We start from the raw sequence: 14,973 nt of genomic DNA, 5'->3' as shown, positions 1-14,973 counted from the left end.
CCGTCCCCATAAATTATTGGTCAGGGCCTTCACCACAGTCCGGTACAGTCCGTCCGGCGCACCCCGGGCGCTGCGCGGGCCCCTCTCCGGAGCCAACGCTCGTCCTTCTCAGCGAGCCGCATTTGCAGAATTCAGGCCAGTGTCCGGGGGACCATGTCCCCGCTGGACGACCGCGGCCTGTTCATGTCGCAACGCCCTCAGGCGCCGTAACATCATTGCAAAGTCTCGGTCACCTTTGCAACGAAATTTTAGACAGCATTTCTGTCCTAAACCGCAAGATGCCAAACTTTAACCTATCACACAAGCACTGCGGAGTCCTGAGGTCCGGGCGCCGCACACGCTCATTCCCCGGCAAATCTTCCGCTTCTGCCACTGACCGATCGATCCGGCCGGGCCGGCGATCACGCGCCGCGCTCGATTTTGAAACCTAACGCCCCGATCCCGCCCTCTCGCCGACCCAGGACCGCCGGAATCACGGCAGAACTTCCGCGGCACTTGAGAAGAAGCGAACAGCTTCACGTGCGGGGGCATGCAGGAGCTTTGAGCCATGAAGTTGCTAGTTGGAGTCGTCTCGGCCGCGTTGATCGCGCCGTTTGCCGCGCAGGCCGAGCCGTTGCCGCCGCAGGGCGTCCGTGCGCCCTACACGGTGGTCTCCGATTTCGATACGCCTTATTCGGACCTGCCGCCGCCGGCCGTCGTGCCCGCACCGCCGCCGCGTTACGGCTATCGGCCGGGCCCTGACTACGGCTACCGCGACGAGCGCTATGTGCCGCCGGCGCCGGTCTACCGTCAGGACGGTTACCAGCAGGAGTATGGCTATGCACCGGCGTTCCTGCCGGTGCATGAGGTCTATGCGATTCTGCGCGACAACGGTTTCTCGCCGCTCGGCGCACCGCGCCAGCGCGGCAATGTCTGGGTCGTGGCGGTGCTCGATCGCCAGGGCGAGGACGGCAAGCTCGTGGTCGATGCTCGCTCCGGCCGCATCATCCGCTTCGTGCCGGCGTTCCAATGGGGCGAGGAGTACGAGCGGATGCGCTATGAGCCGAGCCCGCGCGGCGGCCTCGACCGCCTGCCGCCGCCGAGCGTGATCCGGGCCGATCCGCGCCTGGTGCCGCCGATGCCGGCTGCGCCGCGCGTTGCCACCGCGGTGCCGGTCCAGCCGAAGGTGCCGACGCCTGCCGCACGGCCGAGTGCTCCGGCGCCGCAGACCGCCGCGCTCAATCCGAAGCCGGCCGAGGCGGTCAAGCCGGTCGCGCCCGGCCCCGCGGACATCAAGCCGGCCGAGGCGAGGCCCGCTGAGGTGAAGCCGGCCGAAACGAAGCCGGTCGCCAAGGCCGACGAGCCGAAGGCCGGTGAGAGCAGGCCCGCCGAGGCCAAGGCACCGGAGGCGACGCCTGCAGATGCCAAGCCCGTCCAGTCGGCAGCGGCGGCGCCGCCGACGACCGGCTCCGTCGCCGCGCCTGCGGCCAAGCCGGCGCCGCAGATCCTGCCGACGGCAAAGATGCCGCCGGTCCAGGGGCTGGATTGAAGGCAACGGGATGGGGCGTCGGCCATCGGCGCCCTCGCCACACCCACAACTGGCGTCGCCCGGCTTGACCGGGCAATCGAGTCACCACCGGCATCTCGGCTGATCACGACCGTCTCGGCAGACTGCATGCCCGCCTTCGCGGGCATGACAGTGCGTCGCGGAGCGGCCAGCGCGAGCGTCGAGGGGGTGTGAGGCCAACCCCACACAAAAAAACGCCCCGGTTTCCCGGGGCGTCTGCATTCCTGGAGAGTATGCCGATTACGCGGCGGCCTTCTCGGCCGAGCCTTCGATCACCGGCTGCTCGGCGGCCTGCGCGCCGGTCGAGATCGGAATCGAGCGGGGCTTCTTCGCTTCCGGAATCTCGCGTACGAGGTCGACGTGGAGCAGGCCGTTTTCGAGGCTGGCGTTCTTCACCACCACGTGGTCAGCGAGCTGGAACGAGCGCTCGAAGGCCCGGGCGGCGATGCCGCGATACAGCACCTCGGCCTTTTTGCCGTTCTCGTTGGCGGCCTTCTCGCCCTTGATCGTCAGCGTGTTTTCCTTCGCGACGAGGGAGAGCTCATCCTTGCCAAAGCCGGAGACGGCGACGGTGATGCGGTAAGCGTTCTCACCGGTGCGCTCGATGTTGTAGGGCGGATAGCCGGGGGTGGGCTCGGCGGTGGCCTGGTCGAGCAGCGAGAACAGACGGTCGAAACCGACGGTGGAACGATAGAAGGGGGTGAGGTCGTAGGTACGCATGGTCAAAGTCCTCCATTGAGCGACTGTTGGCTAACCCGCCCGCCATCGGGCCGGGCTGTCGTGCAGCCTGACGCGGCCTGCACGATCTCGATATGGGCCGGACGTTTCGACCTTCAAGGGCGCCCAAGACCTGCTCTTTTTGCCGTTCCACCCCTTGATTCCCGCTGCCTTTCACCTATTCGATGGGCGCCTCATGACGCTCGTCTCGATTCCCGCCAATCCCGTTCCCGAAAACGTCACTGCCGGCACCATCAAGACCCCTGATGGCGCCGAGCTGCGCTTTGCGCGCTGGGCGCCGCCGGCCGGGCGCAAGGGCACGGTGTGCGTGTTCACCGGCCGCAGCGAGATGATCGAGAAGTATTTCGAGACGGTGCGCGATCTGCGCGATCGCGGCTTTGCGGTCGCCATCATCGACTGGCGCGGCCAGGGCCATTCGTCGCGGCGCCTGCGCGATTCCCGCAAGGGCTATGTGCGCTCGTTCTCCGACTACGAGACCGACGTGGAGACCTTCGTCACGCAAGTCGTGCTGCCGGATTGTCCGCCGCCTTATTTCGCGCTGGCGCATTCGATGGGCGGCACGGTGCTGCTGCGGCTCGCGCATGCCGGCAAGCGCTGGTTCGATCGCGTCGTGCTGTCGGCGCCGATGATCGACCTTCCGGACAGCCGCACCGCGCTGCCGGCGCGGCTGTTGCTGCGGGCGATGCGCATCGCCGGACAGGGCGGCCGCTACGTGCCGGGCGGCAACGACGAGATCAGCGGGCTGGCGCCGTTCGTCAACAATCCTCTGACCTCCGATCCGGTCCGCTATGCCCGCAACGCCGCGATCCTCGAGGAGGATCCGACGCTCGGCATCGCCTCGCCCACGGTCGCCTGGGCCGACGCGGCGTTCTCGGCGATGATGACCTTCCGCGGCATGACCTATCCCTCCCAGATCCGCCAGCCGATCCTGATGCTGGCGGCCTCCAGCGACACCGTGGTGTCGACGGCTGCGATCGAGGAGTTCGCCTATCATCTGCGCGCCGGCTCGCATCTCGTCATCGCCGGTGCCAAGCACGAGATCCTGCAGGAGCAGGACCGCTACCGCTCGCAGTTCTGGGCCGCGTTCGATGCCTTCGTGCCGGGCACGCCGCTGTTCGGGTGAGTGTGCTGCTGGACACTCCCGGGGACGGCGAGCTAGCTAGACTCGACCTCTTCCTCGGAGCTTGGCTGCAGACGTGAGTGAACGGCGGAAAAATCAGCAGGCGCAGGCGCTGCAGGAAGCGGTCCACGCGCTGCGCGCGCGGCAGTTCGCGCGCGCCGAGCAGATCGCCGCCTCGATCCTGCGCACGGCCAGGACCGACCGCGCCGCGCTGCTCGTCCAGGCCCATGCGCTGCTCGGCCAGCAGCGCGCGAACGAAGCGATCGCGCCGCTCGAGAAGGCGGCGTTGCGCGGCAGCGATCCGGAACTCGAGACACTGCTCGGCGCTGCCTTGTGCGAATCCAGACGCGCCGCCGACGGCATCGCGCAGCTGCGCAAGACCGCGGCGCGGCGGCCACCTTTTCTGCCGGCGTTCCAGGAGCTGGCGGGGCGGCTTGCCAAGTCGGGACAGCTCGGTGACGCCATCGCCGTGATCGAGGAGGCGCTGACGCTGTCACCCGACAGCGTCGACCTCCAGCTCGATCTCGGACGCCTCTCTCTCCAGGCCAATGACCGCGTTCGTGCCCGCACGCACCTGTTGGCGGCGCGCGAGGCCGCGCCGGGACGGCCCGACATCCTGATCGAGCTCGCCTGGGTGCAGTTCCTCGACGGCGACTATGCCGAGGCCGCAGGCACCTACCGCCATGCGCTCGGCCTGCGGCCCGAGGACACCCAGACCCGCGCCAACCTCGCGATGTGCCTGATGGAGATGGGCGACCGCGCCGGGGCCGAGGCGGCGCTGCGCACGGTGGTGCGCGGCCGGCCGCATCTGTTGAGCCGCGCGGCCTATACGATGGTCGTCAGCTCGCATGGCCGCTTCTTTTTCCGGCCGAGCGATGCGGCGAAGTTCCTTCAGGTCGACGGCGCGGCCGCCCTCAAGCCCTGAACCGCTTGCGATAGACGCCGGTCTCGCGCTTCAGCGCCTCGCGCACCTCGTGAATCTCCGCGATTTCCTCTTCGGTGAAGGCCGAGATCTGCATCGTCCAGGCCTGCCGCTTCACCGGAATGCATTGCGCGACCGGCGTACCCTTTGGCAGCACGCCGCGGAACGACGTGTCGTGCCAATGCGCCGGAAAATGCACGAAGCTATCGTGAAAGCGGTCGCTGTCGACGAGGCCGGTCACGGTGGTGAAGGGCAGGTCGAAGCGGTTGACGGGATGCGTGAACAGCAATGCCCAGCCCTCCGGCGCCTCGATCGTCCAGAGATTGTGAAACTTGAGCAGGAAGCGGTCGGCCTCGAACAGCGGCGAGCCCGTGACCTGCGCGACGTCGTGGAAGCTGATCGGCGAGCGCGGAAAATCGATCGCACCGCCCGGCGGCAGCTCGTTGTCCCAACTGATCCCGCCATCCTCGACCGTGAGGTCACAGACCAGCGGAATGAGGAAGCCCGTCGTCATCGCGTCGATGAAGGGCGGGCAACGCTTGACGGTCTGCTCCTCGGCCTGGTTGAGCGCGCTGAACGCGGTGGCCGGCATCGTCTTGACCCAGTCGGGAACGCCCATCGGCGCCGGCACCGGCTGCGGAATGAGGCCTTCCAGCTCCTTCGGACAGCGAAATTTCAGCGTGAGCGGATCAGTCTCGGACATGGGCGCCGCGGCTCTTTCGTGGTCGACGGTAGAGGTCTACGCCTTCGGCGCCGAAAGTCCAACGGCCGAGCCTGGGCTTGTCTCTGCTCTATCTCGTCAGATGCGCCTCGGACACCGCATGATTGAACATCGCGTTCAGCGCCGACGTGATGTCGGCGGGCGTGTTCGCCGTATAGAAGAATCCCGGCGAGGCGCAGGCCTTCAGGCTCGGCGGAATCGAAGGAATGTTGCTGTTGGCATAGTCGTCTTCGTCACCGGCGAAGGATGCGTTCACCGGATTGATCACCTGATAGGGAATGTAGAGAACTGAGATGATGATGCCGCGGTTCTTCAGCGGTGTGCAGGAGGTGTTCGGATCGATCACGGTGGCATGATTGCTGCCGGACCATGAGCCATTGGGCACGCCCTTCACTTGCGGGTCTTGCGCGCCGTCGGTGACCAGGAACACGTAGGGCAGGGTATTGGTCGAGGCGCTGCCGTTCCCGACATTGACGATCAGGTTGTTGACGCTGGACAGGGCCGTGTCGATATGCGTTCCGCCCGAGCCGAGAGATGCGTTGGTGTTGGTGTCGAGCAGCGTCGCAAGGTTGGCCGCCGCATAGTTGATGGTGGTCGAATCCGTCGTCGAGCCGTTGATGCTGCTGGTGAGCGGAAAGTAGGAATAGAGATATCGGATGAAGGGGTAGAGGCCGATCCGGAACTGGTTGTTGACCTTCTTGGTGTTGTTCGCCGTGACAAACAGCTGGTTCACGGCATAGCCCACGGCATCCAGCCGCAGCTGGATGCATGCATCCGTCCCATCGGTCGGGCAGTTCGCAACGGTCGCCAGGTTCTTGTACAGTGAGTTCGGCAGGCCGGACACGATCGACGACGGCAGTTGAACGCCCATGGGGTAGTTCTTGTTGGTGGTCAGCAGGTTCTTGTAACCGCTCTGGCTGACGCGCGAGATCGCATAGCCCAGGCAATAATTGTTCGTGGGATATCCCTGGGTCCCTGAATCGGTGCAAGCGCTATTCTGCGGCGAAAAATGGCACGCCAGCGTGCATCCCGTGGGGTATTGCCTGTAGTTGTCCGGGCTGATGGCCTGCATGCGCTGTGCTTCGGACGATGTCGACGGGAGGCCCATCGAGCCCGAGACGTCCAGCGTCAAATAGAAGTCGAGATAGAGTGGCAACGTGACGGAGGAGGACGATTGGCCGCTGACCGTCAGATTCTGATAGCCGATCACCGTCAGGAACGTGGCCGGCACGTTGGCGGTGAATTGCACCTGCGACGTCAGTGTGGACCCGCTCTTGGTGACGGTGCTGGTCTCGGACGTCAATGTGTAGCCTTGAAAGGTAGAGGCGTTGCCCTTGAAGATGTTGTCCGCCTCCGAGACCCCGGCGGTAACGGTTCCGTCCGACGTCATCGCCATCGCCGCTGTATAGCCTGCCGAGTTGACCGAGATCGAGGCGATGCTCGCGGCATCGGCCGCAGACTGGAGCCTGATCTTCATGCGCATGGCCATGGAGTAGTCGGTCGCGCATCCGATCGCCGTGAGAATCGGCAACAGCGCCAGCGCGAATGTGACCGCGATATTGGCCTTGCTGTCGCGGGAGAAGCGCGCGATGGCGGCGATCGCCCGGCTCGCTGGTCGGCTGATATCCGTCATGCTCTTCCTCAAAAGATCCCGTTGGGGCGGTGAGGACCTGTATTCTTTTCCTTGTTGGCGGTTCCCCGCGGCGATCGTCTCCGCGACTGCTTCAAGGAGACCTGCGGTGAGAACCGGGCACGAGCCCGCCCTCCGCCCGCTCCCCCGGCCGTGAGCAGATGGTCACGCCGTCGCGCGCGGGACCACATGTGGATGTATGCGGACGCCGATTGCGAATTCGGTTGACCTGCGACGAAACATCGCAGGCGACTGTTGCGATTTTGTTTACGTGGCGAGAGAGAGGCGCCGTCCTCCAATACCGTGCCAGCCCATGCATGCGCCTGTCGTCAGCGCGGAGCCGCGCCGACGATCCACCGGAGCAGCCGCTGCTACTTGGTCGACAGCACCTCGCCGAACCGCTCCCACTGCTTGCCGGTGAAACGCATGAACTGCACCTGCTCGACCGGGAGGTGGTCGGTCTCTGACGTGTTGACCTTGATGCCCGGCAGCAGCATCGGCAGTTCGAGATCCTTGATCGACAGCGCCTGCCGCAAAATGTTCTCGCGCGACAGATCGTTGCCGGCCGCCTTCAGCACGTGCTCCAGCACCATGCCGTTGTTGTAGCCGTTGACGTAGTTGGAATCGCGGATGTCGCCGTCGGGCACGTATTTCGCCATATAGTCGCGCCAGCCCTTGACGCCGGCATCGTTGGCCCAGGCGGGATCCAACGGATCCTTGACGTAGGCCGTCGAGATGATTCCGGTGCCGGCCTCGAGGCCCGCCGGCTCCATGACCGATGACATCCACACCGAGACGTTGGTCAGGAACGTCAGCGGGCGCCAGTTGATCTCATGGGTCTTGCGGATCGCCTGCGCGGCGAATTTCGGCGTCGCGGCGATGATCAGCGCATCGGCGCCGGTCGATTTCAGCTTCACGATCTGCGAGTCGATGGTCGGCTCGGTCGACTCGTAGCTTGCGACGGTCACCGTGCTGTCGAAGCGCTCGCCGAGCACGTCCTTCAGCCCGGCGAGATAGTCGCGGCCGAAATCGTCGTTCTGCGCGAGAATGGCAAAGGTCGAATCCGGCTTCGTCTGCAGCGCGTAGCGCGCATACATCCGCGCTTCGTTGCGGAACGGCGCCATCACGCCCATCAAGGCCAGCGGAAATTGCGCAGGGTCGCCGAACTTCGAGGCGCCCGAGGCCACGAACAGCTGCGGCACCTTCTTGCCCTGGAGATACTTGGCGATCGCGGTGTTGTGCGCGGTGCCCATGGTCGAGAAGATGAACGACACCTCGTCGCTCTCGACCAGACGTCGCGTCTGCTCCACGGTCTTGGGCGGCACGTAGCTGTCGTCCAGCGAGATCAGGTTGACCTTGCGACCGTTGATGCCGCCGCGGTCGTTGATCATCTTGAAATAGGCCACCTCGCCCTTGCCGAGGATGCCGAAGGCGGACACCGGCCCGCTGTAGGGCATGGTCTGTCCAATGCGGATCTCGCTGGCGGTGACGCCCGGCTGATCCTCCGCCCGAGCGGGTACGGCGAGGACGGACGCGGCGACCAACAATCCTGCCGCTGCGATGGGGCTTCGCATGGATACCTCCCTGATGGCCGCGCTGCCGGCGGCGTTTTGGCGATGAGCATAGGGGCATGGCGGAGGCCGTGCAATTAAAATATATTTTTTGATGAAAATATACTTTTAGGCTTTGCTAGTGTGAATTGATTGTCCCGCGAGAGTGAGTCGATGTCCGGCAGCGCCACCCAGACCGTCTACGAGCAGTTGCGTGCCAGCCTGCTCGCCGGCCTCTATCGTCCGGAGGAGAAGCTGAAGATCAGCGAGCTCGGATCAGCCTTCTCGGTCAGCACCGGGGCGATCCGCGAGGCGCTGGCGCGGCTCACGGCGGAAGGGCTGGTGACGGCGACGCCGCAGCGCGGCTTCCGCGTGGCGCCGGTCTCGGTGGCCGATCTGCGCGATCTGACCGACATGCGCGTCGAGATCGAGACCAAGTGCCTGCGCCGCGCCATCGCCAACGGTGATCTCGCCTGGGAGTCCGCGGTCGTTGCCGCGCATCACCGTCTGGCCGCGACGCCGATCGCGGCCCATGACGGCAGCTTCTCGCCGGCCTGGATGCTGGCGCATGCCGATTTCCATGCCGCGTTGGCCCAGGCCTGTGGCAGCGCCTGGATGATGCGGGTGCGCGATCTCCTGTTTGCGCACAACGAGCGTTATCTCGATCTCGCCCGCAAGACCGATCGCGGCAACCGCGATGCCGCGCGTGAGCATCGCGAACTGATGGAGGCGGCGCTGGCGCGCGACACCGAGCGCGCGGTGACGCTCATGATGGCGCATCTCGACAAGACCCGGGACACGATCGAGGCGGCGCTGCTCGCAGCGACGGCGATGAATGAGGCGAAGTAGGATCATATCAGGACGCAGACCGCGAACGTCTTCGCGATCCGTTCCGAGCCGGATGTCGCCAGCCGAATGACCGAGGGTCGCCTGACGGCTGCGGCCACTTCATTCGGGGTGACGATGTACTTCCGCTGGGAAACGGGAAGCGTCGAATTGCTCGCGCCGCGTATAGATGCGATCGCTCAGCGCGACACGAACCACCGTGCCTCGCGTGCGGCCGTCGTCCATCCTTGTCGTCGACATCGTGCTCCGTTCAGGGCGAGCTAATACGAAGATTCAACTTCTTCGAGCGTCGGCGCTTCCCCCGTCTCGATGCAACTGCAAATCCGCCGTCAGTGTTAAGCGGCCTTCATGCCGGGCATGCTGTGCATTCAAGGATGCATTCACCACGCGCCGATCTCTCCAAATTTGGAAACGCCCCGGTAACGCACCGTCCCTCTAGTTAAGTCCACTAACGACATTCAGGAGGAGACATTGATGATGATGATTGTGCGGAAGCTGGTTGGTCCCCATGCGCTCAATTCCGGATTTGGTCTGGTGACCATGTTCTCATTGACGGGCGTGGTCGCTTCTCTCGTGCTGGTCCAGCACGGGGTGAATGTCAGTCCGCCCGCGATGTTCTGATCGGACGGCTCACGACTGCTGACCTTGCCCCAGTTCGGAACGAACTGGGAGTTGGTCCGCAAGACCGGTCCGTCCCGATGTCTTGCGGGCTGCCTGCAACCTATTTCAAGACAAAGTGCCACGGACAGGTCATTCAGGCCGTGAACCGCTCTTCCTGTCGCGTGATCCGATCAGCTCGGCGACGAGCGGATTGGGATAGCGGCGCTGCTGGCTCACGGCGAAGAACTGCTCCTTCAGCGCGCTCAGGCGGGCGCGTTCAACCAGCACGCCGGTACGCAGTTCGTCGATCACGACGATCGACGGCACCAACGTGACGGTGCCGCTCTCGCGGGCCATCAGGCGCAGCATCGCCATGTCGTCGACCTCGGCGGCGATGACCGGACGGATCCCGCTGGATCCGACCAGCGCATCGAAAGCCGAGCGCAGCGCGCTGCCTCGGCCGGGCAGGATCACCGGCGTCGTTGCCAGATCCTGCGGGAATCGGAATCGCGCGGGCTTGGCCGGCTTGCGGCTAACGAGGCTGACGCGCTGCTCATCGATCAGCGTGTTGTCGAAATTGCTGCGCATGTCTGGCGCCGCCGGATGGTTGGCGAGCACGAGATCGAGCTTGTGGGCGTCGAGCTGTTCCAACAGGTCGCTGAACTGACCGGTGTGGATGATCAGCTCGACGTCGCCGCGCCCGATCAAGGGCTTCAGGAACGCGATCTGGAAGTTGCGCGACAGGTTCGCCGCGGCGCCGACCCGCAGCAGCTGCCGTCCCGGCCGCAGGCCCGACAAGGTCTCGATCAGCTCATGGCCGGACTTGAACACGCTGCCGGCATAGTCGAGCGCGATGCGCCCGGCCTCGGTGAGCTGCAGGGTGCGTCCAATGCGCTCGAACAGCTTCTGCCCGAGCTGCTCCTCCAGCGCCTTCACCTGCACCGACAGCGAGGAGGGCGAGACGTTGAGGCGCTGCGCGGCGCGGCTCATGCTGCCTTCGCTGGCGATGATCCAGAAGTAGCGCAGGTGGTGGTAATTCAGATGCGGCACGCAATCATTCTATATTTTATAACGATCAGGTTCAATGATTGAAATTTTAGGAATGAACTGCAGCCCGTAAAGCAAGAGGGAGAGATCGTCCCCTGTGATCAAACGACCGGGCCGCCATGAACCAGCTCCTTCCCTGTCTTGCGGCGCTTGCGCCGCTCACGCTCGCGGTCGTCGCGCTCGCCGGCACCGGCGGCAGCGCCAGAACCGTCGCACGTAACGCGATCGCGACCGCCGCGCTCGCATTCGCCCTTGCCACTCTCGCGAGCCTCGGCGCAGCGGTCATGGGGGCAGGGCGGACGCCACTGCTCGGCGGCTACGGCCTAGGGCTGTCGCTGCAGCTCGATACGCTCGGCGCCATCCTCATCATGCTGGTCAGCTTCATCGGCTTCGTCGTCGTGCGCTACAGCCGCAACTATCTCGACGGCGATCCCGGCCAGGTCAGGTTCACGCGCTGGCTGCTGCTCACCCTGGCCGCGGTGCTGACCTTGCTGATCTCCGGAAACCTGGTGCTGCTGCTGGCGGCCTGGATCGGCACCAGCCTGGCGCTCGGCAAGCTGCTGCTGTTCTACGACACCCGTCCGGCCGCGGTCCGCGCCTCGCGCAAGAAGTTCGTGGCGAGCCGGCTCGGCGATGCCTTCCTCGCGGTCGCGGCGCTGCTTCTCTACCTCCGCTTCGGCACGCTGGAGCTCGCCAGCCTCGCTGCGCAGGCCCGCGGCGGAGAAGGGGCGGGATCGGCGATTGTCACGATCGCCGCGCTGCTGATCGTCGCGACCGCGATGCTGAAATCCGCGCAGCTGCCGCTGCATGGCTGGCTTATCGAGGTGATGGAGACGCCGACCCCGGTGTCGGCCCTGCTGCATGCCGGCATCATCAATGCCGGTGGCTTCCTGGTGCTCAGGCTCAGCGACGTGCTGCTGCTGGCCACGCCCGCGCTCGACGTCCTCGCGGTCGTCGGTGGCGCCACCGCGCTGTTCGGCTCGCTGGTGATGCTGACGCAGACCTCGGTCAAGGTTCAGCTCGCTTATTCGACGGTGGCGCAGATGGGCTTCATGCTGCTGCAATGCGGGCTCGGCGCCTTCTCCGCGGCGCTGCTGCACATCGTGGCGCATTCGCTCTACAAGGCGCACGCCTTCCTGTCGTCGGGCAGCATCATCGATCTCGCCCGCGCGTCATGGACGCCGAGCCCCGGCGGCCAGCCGCACGCGGCACGACTGATCCTGGCCTTGGTCGCGGTAATCGGCCTCGCGCTGCTCACGGGGCTCGCCTTCGGCATGACGCTCCGCAGCAACCCGGCGCAGATCGCGCTCGGCTCGGTGCTGCTGATGGGGCTGGTGCACCTGATGGCCAACGCGATCGACGAGCGGCCGAACGCCTTCGTCATCGCCCGCGCCGCGGTGACCGCAGCGGGCGTCGCGATCGTCTACTTCGCGCTGCAGGCCGGCACGGCCTGGCTGGTCGGCGGCAGCATTCCCGCATCGCGGCCGGTCGATGGTGTCGTGCCGATGCTGATCGCGGCGGCCGTGGTGGTCTCGTTCGCGGCGGTGACCGTGTTCCAGAACCAGATGATGCGCCGCGCCGACGCGCCGTTCTGGATCGCGGCCTACGTCCACCTGCGCAACGGCCTCTATCTCAACACGCTCGCCAACCGCCTCGTGCTGACGGTTTGGCCGCGAAGCGCGAGCTCGCACCTTCCGTCCAAGCCGTGAGCCGGAGATGAAGATGACCCAGGCTGCCCTTGCCATGTCCATGACCGACCCGATCGACACCACCGCCGATGCCGGGCTGATGGCCCGCATCGACAGCGCCTGCCAGCGGGTCGCGCCGTTGTGGCCGCTGAAGCACTTCGTCGCCGTCAATCCGTTCCTCGGCTTTACCTCGCAGAGCTTCGCCGCGACCGCCGCGACGTTCGAGCGCGTGGTGCGGACGCGGATGCTGATGCCGCGCGGCTACTACCGGCAGGCGCTCGACGACGGCCGGATCGACGATGAAGCGCTGGCGCAGGCGCTCGCGCTGCATCCCTCGACCGGGCTCGATGTCGACGCGCTCAAGCAGAAGGCGCGCGCCGAGGCCGGGCTGTCGTCGCCGCCCGCCGTCGTGGCGACGGTCGCCGAGGTGCTCGACCGGCTCGCCGAGGGCGATCGCTACGTCTCGCTGGTCGCCTTCATGATCGACGAGATCTCGGCGTTTTGCGCCACCTATTTCGACGAAGGCCAGGCGAGCTGGCCCAGCCCGGTGCGCAAGCTGAAGCCCTATGCCGCGTGGCGGACGATCGCGGCCTATGACCGCAATCCCGAGGTGATGGGGCTCACCGGCTTCCGCAAGGCGATCGCGGAGCTGCCGGCCGATCCGGTGCAGGCGATCGGTCTGATCGTCGACCGGCTCGGCATCCCCGCGCGGGCAGTCGAGGACTATCTGGTGCGGGCACTGTTCGATCTCGGCGGCTGGTCGGCCTATGCCCGCTACATCGGTTGGAACGCGCAGCTCGACGGTCGGCGCGACGAGACGCTGCTGGAGCTGCTGGCGATCCGGCTCGCCTGGGGCTACGCGCTCTATCAGGCGCGCACCGACGACGCCTTCAAGGCGGCCTGGGCGGAGGCCATGGCGGAAGCGGCGAAGCTGCCGGCCGATCAGCGGCTCGACGAGACGCCGGAGCTTGCGATCGATCTCGTGCTGCACGAGGCCTATGAGATCGCCTTCCGGGCGCGGCTGGTCGGGCAGCTTGCCGCGCATGGCGCAGAGGCGGCGATCCCGCGGCTGCCGGCGCGGCCGGCGTTGCAGGCCGCGTTCTGCATCGACGTGCGCTCGGAGATCTTCCGGCGCGCGCTGGAGACCGCTTATCCGGAAGCCGAGACGATCGGCTTCGCCGGATTCTTCGGCTTCCCGATCGAATACGTCCCGATCGGCCATACCAGGGGCGGCGCGCAATGCCCGGTGCTGCTCAAGCCCGCCTTTGTCGTTTGCGAGGCCGTCAAGCATGCCGATGACGTCGAGGCGGCCGAGGTGCTGGGTCTGCGGCTGCTGCGGCGGCGGGCGGCCAAGGCCTGGAAGTCGTTCAAGGTCTCGGCCGTCTCGTCGTTCTCCTTCGTCGAGACCGCCGGCCTCGGCTTCGCCGCCAAGATCGCAACCGACAGCGCAGGTGTCACGCGTCCCGTGCCGTCACCCGTCGTTGATGGTCTCGATCCCGAGATCGCGGCCCGCGTCCAGCCGCGGCTGACACCGGGCGAGCTCGGCGGGCGGGCCACCGGCTTCACCGATCCGCAGCGCGTCGCGATGGCCGAGGCGGTGCTCAAGGCGATGTCGCTGACCGGGCCGTTCGCGCGGCTCGTGCTGCTGGCCGGTCACGGCAGCACCACCGTCAACAATCCGCACGCGTCGGGGTTGGATTGCGGCGCCTGCGGGGGCCATACCGGCGAGGCCAATGCGCGGGTCGCCGCCGCCGTTCTCAACGACTGGCGTGTGCGAGAAGGTCTGCGCGCCAAGGGCATCGACATCCCCGCCGATTGCTGGTTCATCGGAGCGCTGCACGACACCACGACCGATGCCGTGACCTTGTTCGACGAGGACGACGTTCCGGCCGTGCTCGCGCAGGATCTGTCCCAGCTGAAGGCACGGCTCGCGGACGCTGCACGGCTGGCGCGGCAGGAGCGCAGCGCGCTGCTCGGCATCAAGGACGTATCCGACATCGATGACGCGGTGATCGCCCGGAGCCGCGACTGGTCGCAGGTGCGGCCCGAATGGGGGCTCGCCGGCAACGCCGCCTTCATCGCCGCGCCGCGCGCCTTCACCCGCGGCCTCGACCTCGGCGGCCGCGCCTTCCTGCACTCCTACGAGGCCGCCCGTGACGACGGCTATCGCACCCTCGAGCTGATCATGACGGCGCCGATGGTGGTCGCGAGCTGGATCAACCTGCAATATTACGGCTCGACCGTGAACAACGCTGCCTTCGGCAGCGGCAACAAGGTGTTGCACAACATCGTCGGCCAGCTCGGCGTGCTCGAGGGCAACGCCGGCGACTTGCGTGTCGGGCTGCCCTGGCAGTCGGTGCATGACGGCACGCGCTTCATCCACGAACCCATCAGGCTCAACGTCTTCATCGCCGCGCCGGAGAGCGCCATGGACGAGGTCCTGCAGCGTCACCAGGGCGTGCGCGATCTCGTCGTCAACGGCTGGGTGATCCTGCATTCCCTCGGAGAGCAGGGAGCGATCCGGCGTTGCGTGCGTCCGGGCGTCTGGACCGCGGCGTGAAGCCG

Annotated in this window: 12 protein-coding genes; 7 read left to right on the top strand and 5 right to left on the bottom strand. The window is 66.2% G+C overall.

Annotated elements, in window-relative coordinates; translation table 11 throughout:
* The first annotated feature begins 547 nt into the window (after positions 1-547).
* Entirely contained in the window at positions 548-1,528 is a 981-nt protein-coding gene (locus tag ACQR03_RS25785) for a hypothetical protein (protein WP_434841653.1), read from the top strand.
* A 258-nt stretch (positions 1,529-1,786) separates the two neighbouring features.
* On the opposite strand, the gene ACQR03_RS25780 is transcribed toward ACQR03_RS25785, so the two are convergent.
* On the bottom strand, positions 1,787-2,266 hold the full coding sequence (locus ACQR03_RS25780) for an Hsp20 family protein (protein ID WP_315716558.1): 480 nt from the start codon (positions 2,264-2,266) through the stop codon (positions 1,787-1,789).
* 193 nt (positions 2,267-2,459) lie between these two features.
* Between ACQR03_RS25780 and ACQR03_RS25775 the strand changes: the two genes are divergently transcribed.
* Together ACQR03_RS25775 and ACQR03_RS25770 are read left to right on the top strand one after the other, a co-directional pair.
* Positions 2,460-3,407, top strand: a complete 948-nt coding sequence (locus ACQR03_RS25775) for an alpha/beta hydrolase (protein ID WP_315769296.1) — start codon at positions 2,460-2,462, stop codon at positions 3,405-3,407.
* A gap of 73 nt (positions 3,408-3,480) precedes the next feature.
* A complete protein-coding gene (locus ACQR03_RS25770; protein ID WP_434841654.1) occupies positions 3,481-4,329 on the top strand; it encodes a tetratricopeptide repeat protein in 849 nt (282 codons plus the stop codon).
* Here the strand turns inward: ACQR03_RS25770 and ACQR03_RS25765 are convergent.
* The 3 genes from ACQR03_RS25765 to ACQR03_RS25755 form a co-directional block, all read right to left on the bottom strand.
* A complete protein-coding gene (locus ACQR03_RS25765; RefSeq protein ID WP_434841655.1) occupies positions 4,319-5,029 on the bottom strand; it encodes a hypothetical protein in 711 nt (236 codons plus the stop codon). The two genes, ACQR03_RS25770 and ACQR03_RS25765, sit on opposite strands and share 11 nt — an antisense overlap.
* 88 nt (positions 5,030-5,117) lie before the next feature.
* The gene (locus ACQR03_RS25760) at positions 5,118-6,680 is read right to left on the bottom strand and encodes a TadE/TadG family type IV pilus assembly protein (RefSeq protein ID WP_315716710.1); all 1,563 of its coding nucleotides are present in this window, start codon (positions 6,678-6,680) and stop codon (positions 5,118-5,120) included.
* Between the two features lie 368 nt (positions 6,681-7,048).
* Positions 7,049-8,251, bottom strand: coding sequence for an ABC transporter substrate-binding protein (locus ACQR03_RS25755; protein WP_316193592.1), 1,203 nt, complete (start codon positions 8,249-8,251; stop codon positions 7,049-7,051).
* Between the two features lie 150 nt (positions 8,252-8,401).
* Here ACQR03_RS25755 and ACQR03_RS25750 point away from each other — a divergent pair, with 150 nt between their 5' ends.
* Positions 8,402-9,076: a GntR family transcriptional regulator gene (locus tag ACQR03_RS25750; protein ID WP_316193593.1), complete on the top strand. Its 675-nt coding sequence runs from the start codon at positions 8,402-8,404 to the stop codon at positions 9,074-9,076.
* Between the two features lie 471 nt (positions 9,077-9,547).
* On the top strand, positions 9,548-9,694 hold the full coding sequence (locus tag ACQR03_RS25745; RefSeq protein ID WP_315716719.1) for a hypothetical protein: 147 nt from the start codon (positions 9,548-9,550) through the stop codon (positions 9,692-9,694).
* Between the two features lie 129 nt (positions 9,695-9,823).
* Here the strand turns inward: ACQR03_RS25745 and ACQR03_RS25740 are convergent, their stop codons facing one another.
* A complete protein-coding gene (locus ACQR03_RS25740; RefSeq protein WP_315716565.1) occupies positions 9,824-10,723 on the bottom strand; it encodes a LysR family transcriptional regulator in 900 nt (299 codons plus the stop codon).
* A gap of 116 nt (positions 10,724-10,839) precedes the next feature.
* On the opposite strand from ACQR03_RS25740, the gene ACQR03_RS25735 reads away from it, so the two are divergent.
* Together ACQR03_RS25735 and ACQR03_RS25730 are read left to right on the top strand one after the other, a co-directional pair.
* A complete protein-coding gene (locus ACQR03_RS25735; RefSeq protein ID WP_315825437.1) occupies positions 10,840-12,429 on the top strand; it encodes an NADH-quinone oxidoreductase subunit L in 1,590 nt (529 codons plus the stop codon).
* Between the two features lie 13 nt (positions 12,430-12,442).
* On the top strand, positions 12,443-14,968 hold the full coding sequence (locus ACQR03_RS25730; RefSeq protein ID WP_434841656.1) for a YbcC family protein: 2,526 nt from the start codon (positions 12,443-12,445) through the stop codon (positions 14,966-14,968).
* Positions 14,969-14,973 lie beyond the last annotated feature (5 nt).

This window comes from Bradyrhizobium sp. HKCCYLS3070 (genome assembly GCF_051167575.1).
GTDB lineage: Bacteria > Pseudomonadota > Alphaproteobacteria > Rhizobiales > Xanthobacteraceae > Bradyrhizobium.
The sequence above is the reverse complement of the archived record's forward strand: the minus strand, read 5'-3'. Positions and strand labels throughout refer to the sequence as shown.

Coding starts and splice junctions, on each gene's coding strand:
- ACQR03_RS25785 (WP_434841653.1), top strand. CDS start 548: ATGAAGTTGCTAGTTGGAGTCGTCTCGGCCGCGTTGATCGCGCCGTTT.
- ACQR03_RS25780 (WP_315716558.1), bottom strand. CDS start 2,266: ATGCGTACCTACGACCTCACCCCCTTCTATCGTTCCACCGTCGGTTTC.
- ACQR03_RS25775 (WP_315769296.1), top strand. CDS start 2,460: ATGACGCTCGTCTCGATTCCCGCCAATCCCGTTCCCGAAAACGTCACT.
- ACQR03_RS25765 (WP_434841655.1), bottom strand. CDS start 5,029: ATGTCCGAGACTGATCCGCTCACGCTGAAATTTCGCTGTCCGAAGGAG.
- ACQR03_RS25760 (WP_315716710.1), bottom strand. CDS start 6,680: ATGACGGATATCAGCCGACCAGCGAGCCGGGCGATCGCCGCCATCGCG.
- ACQR03_RS25755 (WP_316193592.1), bottom strand. CDS start 8,251: ATGCGAAGCCCCATCGCAGCGGCAGGATTGTTGGTCGCCGCGTCCGTC.
- ACQR03_RS25750 (WP_316193593.1), top strand. CDS start 8,402: ATGTCCGGCAGCGCCACCCAGACCGTCTACGAGCAGTTGCGTGCCAGC.
- ACQR03_RS25745 (WP_315716719.1), top strand. CDS start 9,548: ATGATGATGATTGTGCGGAAGCTGGTTGGTCCCCATGCGCTCAATTCC.
- ACQR03_RS25735 (WP_315825437.1), top strand. CDS start 10,840: ATGAACCAGCTCCTTCCCTGTCTTGCGGCGCTTGCGCCGCTCACGCTC.
- ACQR03_RS25730 (WP_434841656.1), top strand. CDS start 12,443: ATGACCCAGGCTGCCCTTGCCATGTCCATGACCGACCCGATCGACACC.